This is a genomic window from Klebsiella sp. BIGb0149 (assembly GCF_004362605.1).
Classification (GTDB): Bacteria; Pseudomonadota; Gammaproteobacteria; order Enterobacterales; family Enterobacteriaceae; genus Klebsiella; species Klebsiella terrigena.
Genome location: NZ_SNYG01000001.1, coordinates 1371372 through 1385231, shown reverse-complemented (window position 1 = coordinate 1385231; position 13860 = coordinate 1371372). Strand labels below are relative to the sequence as shown.

The window sequence follows — 13860 nt, the reverse complement described above, 5'->3', positions numbered from 1 at the left end:
CAAAGCACCCGCAACGTTCAGACTAACGGCATAGTAATCAGCAAGATAGCAGCCACTGGTTCTCCTCGCCCGGCGCACAGGCAGGGAGAACCTCATGGATCAATTTGTGCACTCGAAAGCCGCACAACTTCAAGGGCATAGCGAAAGCCCCTATACTCACTCCATATAATTACAGGATCCGCCGCCGTTTTGCGGGTCCCTTCTTTTTTGTTTGCGCAATGTTAGGGTCTCTTTTTATGATTACTATCGACGGTAATGGCGCGGCCGCTTCTGTCGCGTTTCGCACCAGTGAAGTTATCGCCATCTACCCCATAACCCCCAGCTCAACGATGGCCGAGCAGGCGGACGCCTGGGCAGGTAACGGGCTCAAAAATATCTGGGGCGACGTGCCCCGGGTGGTCGAAATGCAGTCGGAAGCCGGGGCTATCGGCGCCGTGCACGGGGCGTTGCAAACCGGGGCCCTTTCGACCTCCTTCACCTCCTCGCAGGGTCTGCTGCTGATGATCCCGACGCTGTACAAGCTGGCCGGTCAGCTGATGCCGTTTGTCCTGCACGTCGCCGCGCGTACCGTCGCGACCCACGCGCTCTCTATTTTCGGCGATCACTCCGACGTGATGGCCGTGCGCCAGACCGGCTGCGCGATGCTCTGCGCCAGCAACGTCCAGGAGGCGCAGGATTTCGCCCTGATTTCGCATATTGCGACCCTCAAAAGCCGGGTGCCGTTTATCCATTTCTTTGACGGCTTCCGCACCTCGCACGAAATCAACAAAATCGCGCCGCTGGCGGATGACACCCTCCGCAGCCTGCTGCCGCAGGCTGAGATCGACGCGCATCGCCTGCGCGCGCTGAATCCCGAACATCCGACGATCCGCGGAACCTCGGCTAACCCGGACACCTATTTCCAGTCCCGTGAGGCCACCAACCCGTGGTACGACGCGGTCTACGACCACGTCGAAACGGCGATGGACGATTTCGCTGCCGCCACCGGCCGTCGCTATAAACCGTTCGAATTCTACGGCCATCCGCAGGCCGAACGGGTGATTGTAGTGATGGGTTCCGCCATCGGCACCTGCGAAGAGGTGGTGGATGAGCTGCTCAGCCGCGGCGAGAAGGTCGGCGTGCTGAAAGTGCGGCTCTATCGCCCCTTCTCCGCTGCTCACCTGCTGGAAGCGCTGCCGGAAAGCGCGCGCGCCGTCGCCGTGCTGGACCGCACCAAAGAGCCCGGCGCCCACGCGGAGCCGCTGTACCTCGACGTGATGACCGCGCTGGCGGAGGCGTTTAACCGCGGCGAACGCGAAACGCTGCCGCGCACCATCGGCGGCCGCTATGGCCTGTCGTCAAAAGAGTTCGGCCCGGAGTGCGTGCTGGCGGTGTTTAACGAGCTGAGCGCGGCGAAACCGAAGCCCCGCTTCACCGTCGGTATCTATGACGACGTCACCAACCTCTCTCTGCCGCTGGGGGAAAACACCCTGCCGTCGGAGGCGAAGCTGGAGGCCCTGTTCTACGGCCTGGGCAGCGACGGCAGCGTGTCGGCGACCAAGAACAACATCAAAATCATCGGCAACTCGACGCCGTGGTTCTCACAGGGCTACTTCGTCTACGACTCGAAAAAGGCCGGCGGACTGACCGTTTCGCACCTGCGCGTCAGCGAGAAGCCGATTCGCTCCTCCTATCTTATCTCGCAGGCCGATTTCGTCGGCTGCCATCAGCTGCAGTTTATCGACAAATATCAGATGGTGGAGCGGCTGAAGCCCGGCGGGATTTTCCTGCTGAACACGCCGTACGCCGCCGATGAGGCGTGGTCGCGTCTGCCGCAGGAAGTACAGGCGACGCTCAACCAGAAGCAGGCGCGCTTTTATATCGTCAACGCCGCCAAAATTGCCCGCGAATGCAGCCTCGGCGCGCGTATCAACACCGTGATGCAGATGGCGTTCTTCCATCTGACGCAAATTCTTCCGGGTGACAGCGCGCTGGCCGAGCTCCAGGGCGCGATTGCCAAAAGCTACAGCAGCAAGGGCAAGGAGCTGGTTGAGCGCAACTGGCAGGCGCTGGCGCTGGCCCGCGAGTCGCTGGCCGAAGTGCCGCTGCAGCAGGTCAACGCCGCCAGCCCGAACCGCCCGCCGGTGGTCTCCGATGCCGCGCCGGACTTTGTCAAAACCGTCACCGCCGCCATGCTGGCCGGCCTCGGCGATGCGCTGCCGGTCTCCGCCCTGCCGCCGGACGGCACCTGGCCGATGGGCACCACCCGCTGGGAAAAACGCAATATCGCCGAAGAGATCCCTATCTGGAAAGAGGCGCTGTGCACCCAGTGTAACCACTGCGTCGCGGCCTGCCCGCACTCGGCGATCCGCGCCAAGGTTATCTCCCCGGAGGCGATGGAAGCGGCCCCGGCCAGCCTGCATTCGCTGGACGTGAAATCCCGCGATATGCGCGGACAGAAATACGTTCTGCAGGTGGCGCCGGAAGATTGCACCGGCTGTAATCTGTGCGTTGAGGTTTGCCCGGCCAAAGACCGGCAGAACCCGGAGATCAAGGCCATCAATATGATGTCGCGCCTTGAGCACGTTGAGGAGGAGAAGGTCAACTACGACTTCTTCCTCAGCCTGCCGGAGATCGACCGCAGCGCGCTGGAGCGCATTGATATTCGTACCTCTCAGCTGATAAGCCCGCTGTTTGAGTACTCCGGCGCCTGCTCCGGCTGCGGCGAAACGCCGTACATCAAGCTGCTAACCCAGCTCTACGGCGATCGGATGCTGATCGCCAACGCCACCGGCTGCTCGTCGATTTACGGCGGTAACCTGCCGTCAACGCCGTATACCACCGACGCCAACGGGCGCGGCCCGGCGTGGGCCAACTCGCTGTTTGAAGATAACGCCGAATTTGGCCTCGGCTTCCGCCTCTCCGTGGACCAGCATCGTCAGCGCGTGATGCGCCTGCTGGCGCAGTTTGCCGACGCGATACCGGCGGAGCTCAACGATGCCCTGCACGCCGAGGCCACCCCGGACGTCCGCCGCGAGCAGGTGGCGGAGCTGCGCCGCGCGCTGGCCGGCGTTGAGGGAGCCCAGGAGCTGCTGACCGACGCCGACGCGCTGGTGGAAAAATCCATCTGGCTGATCGGCGGCGACGGCTGGGCCTACGATATCGGCTTTGGCGGCCTCGACCACGTGCTGAGCCTGACCGAAAACGTCAATATCCTGGTGCTCGATACCCAGTGCTACTCCAACACCGGCGGCCAGGCCTCGAAGGCCACGCCGCTCGGCGCGGTGACCAAGTTTGGCGAGCACGGCAAGCGTAAATCGCGCAAAGACCTCGGCGTCAGCATGATGATGTACGGTCACGTCTACGTGGCGCAGATCTCGCTGGGCGCCCAGCTGAATCAGACGGTGAAAGCGATTCAGGAAGCGGAGGCCTATCCGGGGCCGTCGCTGATTATCGCCTACAGCCCGTGCGAAGAGCACGGCTACGATCTGGCGCTAAGCCACGATCAGATGCGTCAGCTGACCGCCACCGGGTTCTGGCCGCTCTACCGCTTCGACCCGCGCCGGGCGGATGAGGGTAAGCTCCCGCTGGCGCTGGACTCTCGCCCGCCGTCGGACGCGCTGGCGGAAACGTTGCTCAACGAGCAGCGCTTCCGTCGCCTCAACGCCCAGCAGCCGGAGGTGGCGGAGCAGCTGTGGAAGGATGCCGCAGCCGATCTGCAAAAACGCTATGACTTCCTTGCGCAGATGGCCGGTAAAGCGGAGAAACCCACCGTCGAAAGCTAATTTGTACCGCGCCTGAGCGTTGCCATAAAAAAAGCCCGAATAGATATTCGGGCTTGTCATTTTACCGTTTAAATAGCCCGCAAGAGGACCGCGGGCGGCGGCAGCAAAAATGCGGCTGACAATAAACAAAGGCATATAACGCGCGAATAATATCCCATTAATTTCCCGCCGTATAATTTTTATTTTATATGTATTGCATTGATAGATTCACTAAAATTATCACCGCACCGACGGGATTATTTATTTCAGGATTTACTTATAGCCAGGTATTTTATATTTACCTTACTTTAATGGCCTTCACCTATAATAATTAAGCGTCTTCGAAGGAAGTCAAAAAAACGTCAAAGAACTCTCCAAATGAAAGAACGTGCTGGCCATCATGAGTCGATAATTCACATTATTTATCCGCTGATGCGTATTCTGCTGACGATATGAGCGATATCCATCCCGGCTTCAAAGGCGAAACTCATATTCGCGATCTGCTGACCGCCTACGGCCAGTGGGGATATCACGTTCAGGCTAATAGCAGCGAATCCGATACCAACAACGCCTGGGCCCGTCCGGCATTCGCCGGTCTGAAATTTAGCGAGTGCCGGGCGCACCAACGAGCAGACTCATCGCTCGACCGCCAACGGCGACAAGGATCTGGTGAAATATGCCGATATCGGCGCGACCTTTTACTTTAGCCGCACTATGTCCACCTACGCTGATGACAAAATCACCCTGCAGGACGAAGACCATAGCGGCTACGCAAACCACGGCATCGGCACCGATGACGTCGTGGCGCCAGGCCTGGCTTATCCGTTCTGCGGCCGTGGCCCGTTGGGAGCTGCGGGCCTGGCCCCTCTTTCTGCCGATATTTTAACCAAATCAAAACAATATACCTGTTGCGTTAAAATAGTCGTCCAGTGGATGATATATTGCTTATAAGACCGCTCGTAAAGGACGCCAGCCATGCATCACCATCCCGTAAAATCATCACGAATCCGCTCCGTCGCCTACGACGAAGCCTCCGGCATCCTTGAAATACGCTTTCGTGACAATAAAACGCTGCAGTACTGCGACGTTCCGCCGCGGGTGTTTCACAACTTTCTGCAGGTCGTTTCCAAAGGTCGTTTTTATGACGGGGTTATCAAAGGTAAATTTACCGAACGTTCCGCGGTCTGAAGCCAAAGTGTGACCCTGGTCATTGTACATATTGCCCCTGAATGTCGTACACTTTTAAAGGTTAATTAAACAGGAGGTTTTATGACCAGAATAATTCTTGTACCCATAGATATTTCTGATACAGAATTAACTCAACGCGTTATCAGCCACGTTGAAGCCGAAGCACGGATTGATGATGCTGAAGTCCACTTTCTGACCGTGATCCCCTCTCTTCCCTATTATGCCTCGCTGGGCATGGCCTATACCGCAGAGATGCCGCCGATGGATGAGTTCAAGGCGGATTCCGAAACCCGACTGAAAGAGGTGGTGAAGCAGTTTGCCATCCCTGAAGACCGGGTGCATTTCCATATTGCCGAAGGTTCGCCGAAGGACAACATTCTGGGACTGGCGAAGTCGCTGCCGGCAGATTTAGTCATCATCGCCTCGCACCGCCCGGATATCACGACCTACCTGCTTGGCTCTAACGCCGCGGCCGTCGTGCGTCACGCAGAGTGCTCCGTACTGGTTGTCCGCTAACCTCTCCAGCCCGCCGCCGGTGCGGGCTTTTTATCTTAATCCTTCGCCGCTTAAACTCTCTTAAATGTGCTGACATCCCCGGCGCGAATCCGTACCATACACGCCACAGACTGATACTCATCGACGTCAGATGCCATAAGTTGCCGCCGTCAGCAACGCTGCTGGCAGAATGCGTGCGCCACACTACGAACTGAGCCATTATTAAATGCTGCAGAATCAAGACATTAGTAAGAAAGAAAAGTACAACATCGACAAGTTGCAGAAGCGCCTGCGCCGCAACGTCGGCGAAGCCATTGCCGATTTTAATATGATTGAAGACGGCGACCGGATTATGGTTTGCCTTTCCGGCGGGAAAGACAGCTACACCATGCTGGAAATCCTGCGCAGCTTACAAAAAAGCGCCCCCATCTCTTTCTCTCTGATCGCGGTAAACCTCGATCAGAAGCAGCCCGGCTTCCCTGAGCACATTCTGCCTGAGTACCTGCAGCAGCTCGGCGTCGAGTATAAGATTGTCGAAGAGAACACCTACGGGATCGTCAAAGAGAAGATTCCTGAGGGTAAAACCACCTGTTCACTCTGTTCGCGCCTGCGTCGCGGGATCCTCTATCGCACGGCCACCGAACTCGGCGCGACCAAAATCGCCCTCGGCCACCACCGCGACGACATCCTGCAGACGCTGTTCCTCAACATGTTCTACGGCGGCAAGATGAAGGGCATGCCGCCGAAGCTGATGAGCGACGACGGCAAGCATATCGTTATCCGCCCGCTGGCATACTGCCGCGAAAAGGATATCGAGCGCTTCTCGCAGGCGAAGGGTTTCCCAATTATCCCATGCAACCTCTGCGGCTCCCAGCCTAACCTGCAGCGTCAGGTGATCGGCGACATGCTGCGCGACTGGGATAAGCGCTATCCGGGGCGCATCGAGACCATGTTCAGCGCCATGCAGAACGTCGTGCCGTCGCATCTTAGCGACGTCAGCCTGTTTGACTTTAAAGGCATTACCCACGGTTCTGACGTGGTTGACGGCGGCGACCTCGCGTTCGATCGCGAAGAGATCCCGCTTCAGCCTGCCGGCTGGCAGCCGGAAGAGGATGATGCCCAGCTGGACGAGCTGCGGCTGAACGTGGTGGAAGTGAAGTAAACCGCGAACGGGCGTCTCAGCGCGGTGGCTGAGACGCCCTTGCCTACTCTATTTCAGTAAACGAACCCGGCAGTTCTTGCCCTTAATCTTGCCGTTCTGCAGCAGCTTAAACGCTTTGTGGGCCACGCCCTGGCGCAGCGCCACGTAGACGTGCGCCGGATGAACGTTGATCTTGCCGATATCGGCGCCATCGAATCCCAAATCTCCGGTCAGCGCCCCCAGAACGTCCCCTGCGCGCATTTTGGCCTTCTTACCGCCGTCAATGCACAGGGTCGTCATTTCGGCTTCCAGCGGTACGATCGTGCCGCCGGCCGGTGCGTTCATCCAGTTCAGCTTCAGCTGCAGCATTTCCGCAAGAATATTGGCGCGCTGGGCCTCTTCCGGCGCGCAAAGGCTGATCGCCAGCCCGCTTGCGCCGGCGCGTGCGGTGCGGCCGATGCGGTGAACGTGAACTTCCGGGTCCCAGGCCAGCTCGTAGTTAATCACCAGCTCCAGGGATTTAATATCGAGACCGCGCGCCGCCACGTCGGTTGCGACCAGCACGCGCGAGCTGCCGTTCGCAAAGCGGATCAGGGATTGGTCGCGATCGCGCTGCTCGAGATCGCCATGCAGCGACAGCGCGCTCTGCCCGGCGGCGTTGAGCGAATCGCAAACGGCCTGGCAATCCTTTTTGGTATTACAGAACACCACGCAGGAGGCCGGCTTGTGCTGGCTGAGCAGCTTTTGCAGCAGCGCGATTTTGCCTTTCTGCGAGGTTTCGAAGAACTGCTGTTCAATTGCCGGCAGCGCGTCAACGGAATCGATCTCGATGGTTTGCGGGTCGTTCTGCACGCGTCCGCTAATCGCCGCAATGGCCTCAGGCCAGGTCGCGGAGAACAGCAGCGTCTGCCGCTCGGCGGGCGCAAAGCGAATCGCTTCATCAATGGCGTCGCTGAAACCCATATCGAGCATCCGATCCGCTTCGTCCATCACCAGCGTCTGCAGCGCGTCCAGCGAGACGGTGCCCTTCTGCAGGTGATCGAGCAGGCGTCCCGGCGTAGCGACGATAATGTGCGGCGCGTGCTGGAGCGAATCACGCTGGGCGCCAAAAGGTTGGCCCCCGCAGAGGGTGAGAATTTTAATATTCGGCAGAAAGCGCGCCAGGCGGCGCAGCTCACCGGCGACCTGATCCGCCAGCTCCCGCGTCGGGCACAGCACCAGGGACTGCGTCTTGTACAGCGTGGCATCAACCTGCTGGAGCAGGCCGAGGCCGAATGCGGCCGTTTTTCCACTGCCGGTTTTTGCCTGCACGCGCACATCTTTACCGGCCAGAATCGCCGGCAAAGCCGCCGCCTGGACCGGGGTCATTGCAAGGTATCCCAGCTCGTTCAGGTTATCGAGCTGGGCGGCGGGCAAAACGTTTAGTGTTGAAAAAGCGGTCACAATTTTTTCTCGTGTTAAAGGGCGCGCAATTGGCAGGCGCGTATCCTCGCAGAATTGCGCCTCTGATGCGACAATTTAATCGGTTCGTCGTCCGGCGGCGGGTCGGGTAAAGGATGCGGACGAGGCCGCGGGTCCGGCACCGGCGTCGGGTCGTTAGGTTCAGGTGAGATGGGTATGGAATTTAACGGCTGGTATCGCATATTGACTCTCCCGGTTATGAGCGGGTGTACCACCCATTAAGCGTAGAAGCTGGCCGCCGGAGAGCAAAAAAAAAGCCGACTCAATAAAGTCGGCATCGTACGAATCAATTGTGCTATGCAGTAATTCAAAAAAGGAAGTAAGACAATATGGAGCGCAACGCCCATCGCTTGACGTTGCATTCACCTGCGAGAGAGATATTGCCCCGAATGGGTAGATGGTTTATTGATTTCGCTCAAACATTGCCGGGTTTTCGCAATCAGACGCTGATAAAAGGCGATTATTTACAGCCATTTACTGCGATGTAACCACCACGCAACACCGCCAATCAGAACAACTAACATTACGCAAAAGATAGAAAAGCCCAAATGCCACTCATTGCCGGGGATCCCGCCGAGGTTAACGCCGAACAGGCCGGTCAGGAAGGTGCTGGGCAGAAAGACCATGGCCATCAGCGACATGGTATAGGTTCTGCGCGACATCGCCTCCTGCATAATTTGCGCGATCTCATCGCTCATTATCGCCGTGCGGGCAATGCAGCTATCGATCTCATCCAGGCCGCGGCCGAGGCGATCGGAGATATCCTGCATGCGCCGACGCTGGTCGTCATTCATCCACGGCAGACGTTCGCTGGCCAGCCGGGAGTAGGCATCGCGCTGCGGAGCCATATAGCGGCGCATCACAATCAGCTGCTTACGCAGCAAAGCCAGGAAGCCGCGCGGAGGGACCTGCTGATCCAGCAGATTATCCTCAAGGTCGATAATCCGGTCATGCAGCTGTTCGATAAATTCGCTGGCATGATCGGTCAGCGCATCGCAGATATCCACCAGCCAGCTGCCGCAGTCCACCGGGCCGGTGCCTTCGCGCAGGTCGCCGAGCACGTCGTCCAGCGCCAGCACCCGCCGCTGGCGGGTAGAGACGATTAGGCGCTCGTCCATATATAAGCGCATCGCCACCAGCTGATCCGGCCGTTCGTCGGTGCTGCCGTTAATGCAGCGCAGCGTAATCAGCGTCCCGTCGCCGACCCGCGTCACCCGCGGCCGGGTGCTTTCGCCCGCCAGCGCATCCCGCACGCTGTTCGGCAGCAGCGGCGTTTCCGCCAGCCACTGTGCGCTGTCGGCGTGGGTGTAGTTGAGATGCAGCCAGCAGGGATGCTCTTTATCAATAGTGTCGCTATTCGTCAGCGGTTTTACGCCGCCCTTGCCGTCAAACTGCCATGCAAAAACGGCATCCGGTACACTCAGTTCCGCACCTTTAATCGCCTCCACCAGACCTCCGTCAACTCAGGCTTAATTTTCGTAGTCTAGCCTGACGCCTCCGTTAAGCAAGGGCTAAAACAAGCAGGGTGCTGAATTCGCTGATAAAAGCCGCTGCCCGAGAATGCTGGCGCCGATAAGGCCGCCGTCGCTCGCGTGGCGGCCCGCAACGATCAGCGGCCGCGCGGTTTTCAGCAAAATCTTACGCCGCAGGGCCTCGTCAAGGCGGCCAATCAGCGCCTCCTCGCTCGCCATGCCCCCGCCGGCCACGATTCGGTGCGGCCCGAGAATATTGACCGCGTGGGCCAGCGGCTCGCTCACCACCTCCAGCCACGCGGCGAGGGTCAGGGCCTGCGGTTCGCGGCCCGCCAAACCCTGGGCAACAATCTCCCGGCTGCTCAGCGACCGGCCGCTCAGGATATGATGCAGCCGCTCAATGCCCCTCGCCCCGCCTAAGGTGTCGAGGCACCCAGTCTGCCCGCAGCCGCAGGGCAGGCGCGGCAGGCTCAGGCTATGCTCGCCCACCTTCAGCGTGGTCTGCACAATTGGCGCGTGACCCCACTCGGCGCTGATCCCCTGATTACCGTAAAGAATATTGCCATGAATCGCGATGCCGCCGCCGATGCCGCTGCCGAGAATAATCCCCAGCACCACCGGAAACCCCTGCGCCGCGCCGCTGCTCGCTTCCGCGAGGGTAAAGCAGTCGGCGTCATTGGCCATCACCGCCGGACGCCGCAGCTCCGCGCTAAGGGTCCGGGTCACGCTGACGCCCTGAAAAGGCGGCACGTTGCTGGAGAGAATGCGATCGGTAGCAACATCCACCACCCCGGCGCAGGAGAGCGCCAGCGGGCTTTCTGCCGATAGCCTGTCGCCATAGCCGGCAATGATATCGCCAATCGCGGCAGAAAAATCGCCCCAGCTGCCGGTGGGAACGGGGCGCTGGCGGATATCGCCGATAGCGCCCGCGGTTTCGGAGATCGCGCTTTTGATAAACGAACCGCCAATATCGAGACAGAGCACCCGCGCGTTCATAGGCGAGTGTCCAGCAGGTCGCGCAGGCCGTCGCCGAGAATATTAAATCCGAGAACCGAAAGGACGATAGCCAGCCCCGGCCACAGCGAGATCCCGAGGCTGATCCCGAGGAAGTTGCGCCCGTCGCTCATCATCGTGCCCCACTCCGGCATCGGCGGCTGCACCCCCATGCCCAAAAACGACAGCGAGGCGGCGGCCAGAATCACCGAACCGCCGGTCAGGGTGGCCTGCACGGTAATCGGCCCCAGCGTGTTGCGCAGAATATAGTGAATAATCTGCCGCCGGTAGCCGATCCCCAGCGCGCGCGCCGCTTCCATATACTCCATATTTTTAATGCCCAGCGTCAGGTTGCGGCTCAGACGGGCGTATACCGGCACCGAGAAAATGGCGATCGCCAGCAGCATGTTTATCAGCCCCGCCCCCAGCACGCTCACCAGCAAAATAGCCAGTACGATCCCGGGAAAGGCGAAAATCACATCCATAATCCACATAATGATGTGGTCAACGCTTTTGCCGCACAGCGCCGCCATAATGCCCAGCGGCAGCCCCATCGCCAGCGACAGCGCCACGCTGACCACCACCTCGATAAGGGAGATCCGCGCGCCGTATATGATGCGGGAAAAAATATCGCGCCCGTAGTCGTCGGTGCCCAGCCAGTGTTCCGCCGAAGGCGCGGAGAGAATATTGAGCAGATCCTGGTCATAGGGATCGTAGTGGCTCAGCCACGGCGCAAAGAGCGCGCCGAGAACAATTAAGGCCACGATAAAACCGCCAATGGCGATCGACGGATGGTCTATTCCCCAGCGCAGGCCGTTCATCAGGCCATTGCGCGATTTGGCGAGTGAGATTTCAGACATATTAATCAAACCTTATTTTCGGGTTGATTCTGGCGATAATCATTTCGCCCACCAGATTCATCACCACCACGCTGGCGACCGTTATCATCGTCACGCCCTGAATAACCGGATAATCGCGATAGCGCACGGAATCCACCAGGTAACGTCCGATGCCCGGCCAGTTAAATACCGACTCCGTCACCACCGCTCCGCCGATCAGGCTGCCAAAGTTGAGCGCAATAATGGTCACGATGGGGATGAGGGCATTGCGTAAGGCATGCTTAAAGTAGACGTAGAACGGCGCCAGTCCTTTGGCCCTGGCGGTGCGAATATAGTCTTCACCGAGCACGTCCACCATGCTCGAGCGGGTCATACGCGACATCACCGCCATCGGGAAAATACCGAGGCACACCGAGGGCAGAATATAGCTTTTCCAGCCCTCAGCCCCCAGGAGCGGCAGCCAGCCCAGCTTCACCGAGAAGGTGTCCATCGCGATCAGGGCCAGCCAGAAGTTGGCGATTGAGGCGCCGGCAATCGCGATCAGCATCAGGGCGTGATCGGCGGCATGATTGCGATAAATCGCCGCGCACATCCCCATCGGAATGCCGAGCACCACCGCCATCAGCCACGCCAGCAGCGCGAGGCCGAGGGTATAGGGCGCCCGCTCGCCGAGCTCGGAGGAGACCGGCTGCCCCGATTTTAGCGAAATGCCGAAGTCGCCTTTGAGCATCCCGACCACAAAGCGCCCGTACTGCAGCGCCAGCGGATCGTCAAGCCCGAGGCGGGAGTGCATTCGGCTCACGTCGTCCTGGGTCGCCTGCGGGCCGGCCATCAGCCGCGCAGGATCGCCGGGGAGCATCCTGATCGCCAAAAAGACGATCAGCGATGCGCCGAGCAGGATAAGCGGTAAGGAAAGCAGTTTTTTGATGACGTAGGCTTTCATAACGACTCCAGTCAGGCCCCTGCTTTATGGCTTCTGCGCGTTGATAACGATAATTTCGCCGCCCGGCTCCATCCGCACGCCTTTGATATCCGCGCGGGTGGCGTAGAGATCGTCCTGGAAGTAGAGCATCACGTGCGGCGCATCCTGCATGATGACTTTCTGCGCCTGCACGTAATCGGCGATGCGCGCCTTGTCATCCATGGTGGTCGCCGCTTTGTCCAGCAGATCGTCGAGGGTCGGATTTTTATAGAAGCCGAGGTTGGCGCCAACCGGCGCGGCGCTCTGGGAGTAGTACAGCGGACGCAGCTGTAAATCGGATCCGTTGAGGCCGGAGGACCAGGAGGCAAGCACGGAATCGGTGCGGTTCGCCAGCTTTTCAGCCGCCGGCGCGAAGGCGGCCTTGCTCCAGACGCCGCTTTCCATCTGCTGAATATTCAGCTTAACCCCCACCTTGCCCCACATCGCCTGCAGGATTTGCGCGGTCCGGGCGTCCGGCCCCTGTACGGCGATGTTGATGTCAAATCCCTGCGGATAGCCGGCATCCTTGAGCAGCGCCCTGGCTTTGTCGATACTGTAAGCGTATTCGTTGAGCGACTTATCGTAGCCCTCATTCACCGGCGCCAGCGGCGAGTTAGCGGCGGAGGCGTAGCCGAACATCACCGCCTTCAGCAGGGCGTCTTTATCCGTCGCCAGATTCAGCGCCTGGCGCACGCGGACGTCGTTGAGCGGTTTCTGCTCAACGTTGAGCGCCACCCAGAATACCGACGCGCCCTCGCCCTGCTCCAGCTTCACCTGCGGGTTGCTTTTCAGCTGCATACCGAACTGCGGCGGCACCGGGTTAATCACGTCAACCTGGCCGGAGAGCAGCGCCATATTCATCACCGAAGGCTCCGAGCTCCAGGTCCATTTGATTTGCTCCGGGCCGCCGCTTTCTCCCCAGTAATGCGGGTTCTTTTTCTCTAAAACATACTCCCCGGTTTTATATTCCTGCAGCATATAGGGGCCGGTTCCGTCCGCTTTGCGGCCAATGGTGCCGGCTTTGTCCGCCGCCGGGCTGACCATTTTCGCCGCACCGCCGGTGAGTAAATTGAGGAACGAGGGGTAGACTTTTTTCAGCGTAATTTCGACGCTGCCGTCGTCAATTTTTTTCACCGACGCAATCACGTTGCGCATCCTCGAGCTGGCGGCCAGGCTGCCTTTGGGATCGATATGGCGCTGGATATTGGCCACCACCGCGTCGGCGTTAAACGGCGTACCGTCATGGAAGGTGACGTTCTTGCGCAGCGTGAAGGTCCAGACCTTGCCGTCCTCGCTCACCTGCCAGGCCGTGGCCAGCGCGGGGGTGATTTTATAATCGGGGGAGAGATCGACCAGCCCTTCATACATCGGCTTGAGGACCGTATCGGTGAAGGTCGCCGTCTGGTCGCCGGGATCCATGCTGCGCGGCGCTTCATTTTGCATCACATTCAGCGTCGCCGCCTGCAGCGCCGTGATATTGCCTACCGCCAGAACGCCTGCCAGAACGGCAAGTCGATATTTGCTCATCAATACCTTCATCGCTCAACCCCTGCCCGTATGTTATTTC

Annotated in this window: 12 protein-coding genes and 1 pseudogene; 6 read left to right on the top strand and 7 right to left on the bottom strand. The window is 59.4% G+C overall.

The annotated features are described in order from the left end of the window. Positions 1-236 precede the first annotated feature (236 nt). The 6 genes and pseudogenes from nifJ (at position 237) to ttcA (ending at position 6588) form a co-directional block, all read left to right on the top strand. Positions 237-3764: a pyruvate:ferredoxin (flavodoxin) oxidoreductase gene (gene nifJ / locus EDF75_RS06595; protein ID WP_133597909.1), complete on the top strand. Its 3528-nt coding sequence runs from the start codon at positions 237-239 to the stop codon at positions 3762-3764. 431 nt (positions 3765-4195) lie between these two features. Beyond that, the gene (locus EDF75_RS27465) at positions 4196-4450 is read left to right on the top strand and encodes a porin (RefSeq protein ID WP_133597907.1); all 255 of its coding nucleotides are present in this window, start codon (positions 4196-4198) and stop codon (positions 4448-4450) included. After that, positions 4401-4571: pseudogene (locus EDF75_RS27565) on the top strand (porin); the annotation flags it as partial. The gene EDF75_RS27465 and the pseudogene EDF75_RS27565, both read left to right, overlap by 50 nt. A 147-nt stretch (positions 4572-4718) precedes the next feature. Continuing rightward, on the top strand, positions 4719-4931 hold the full coding sequence (locus EDF75_RS06580) for a KTSC domain-containing protein (RefSeq protein ID WP_133597903.1): 213 nt from the start codon (positions 4719-4721) through the stop codon (positions 4929-4931). Positions 4932-5012: 81 nt separating this feature from the next. Beyond that, entirely contained in the window at positions 5013-5447 is a 435-nt protein-coding gene (gene uspF, locus EDF75_RS06575; protein ID WP_045855116.1) for a universal stress protein UspF, read from the top strand. Positions 5448-5652: 205 nt separating this feature from the next. Continuing rightward, complete coding sequence (ttcA, locus tag EDF75_RS06570; protein ID WP_076945431.1) at positions 5653-6588, top strand: tRNA 2-thiocytidine(32) synthetase TtcA; 936 nt, start codon at positions 5653-5655, stop codon at positions 6586-6588. Positions 6589-6636: 48 nt separating this feature from the next. Here ttcA and dbpA read toward each other — a convergent pair whose 3' ends face one another. The 7 genes from dbpA to EDF75_RS06540 all read right to left on the bottom strand — a co-directional run bounded on the left by dbpA (position 6637) and on the right by EDF75_RS06540 (position 13832). Next, positions 6637-8010 carry an ATP-dependent RNA helicase DbpA gene (gene dbpA, locus EDF75_RS06565; protein ID WP_133597901.1) on the bottom strand — a complete coding sequence of 458 codons (1374 nt, stop codon included), beginning with the start codon at positions 8008-8010 and terminating at the stop codon, positions 6637-6639. A 14-nt stretch (positions 8011-8024) separates the two neighbouring features. Then, a complete protein-coding gene (gene ynaL, locus EDF75_RS27560) occupies positions 8025-8210 on the bottom strand; it encodes a proline-rich small protein YnaL (protein ID WP_071844916.1) in 186 nt (61 codons plus the stop codon). Positions 8211-8492: 282 nt separating this feature from the next. Further along, the gene (gene zntB / locus EDF75_RS06560) at positions 8493-9476 is read right to left on the bottom strand and encodes a zinc transporter ZntB (protein ID WP_045855113.1); all 984 of its coding nucleotides are present in this window, start codon (positions 9474-9476) and stop codon (positions 8493-8495) included. A gap of 63 nt (positions 9477-9539) precedes the next feature. Continuing rightward, positions 9540-10496: an ROK family protein gene (locus EDF75_RS06555; protein ID WP_133597899.1), complete on the bottom strand. Its 957-nt coding sequence runs from the start codon at positions 10494-10496 to the stop codon at positions 9540-9542. Beyond that, positions 10493-11353, bottom strand: a complete 861-nt coding sequence (locus EDF75_RS06550) for an ABC transporter permease (protein WP_041145240.1) — start codon at positions 11351-11353, stop codon at positions 10493-10495. The genes EDF75_RS06555 and EDF75_RS06550 overlap by 4 nt, the downstream gene beginning before the upstream one ends. Before the next feature lies 1 nt (position 11354). Then, positions 11355-12275, bottom strand: a complete 921-nt coding sequence (locus EDF75_RS06545; protein ID WP_133597897.1) for an ABC transporter permease — start codon at positions 12273-12275, stop codon at positions 11355-11357. 24 nt (positions 12276-12299) lie between these two features. Then, on the bottom strand, positions 12300-13832 hold the full coding sequence (locus EDF75_RS06540; RefSeq protein WP_166646126.1) for an ABC transporter substrate-binding protein: 1533 nt from the start codon (positions 13830-13832) through the stop codon (positions 12300-12302). Positions 13833-13860: the final 28 nt, after the last annotated feature.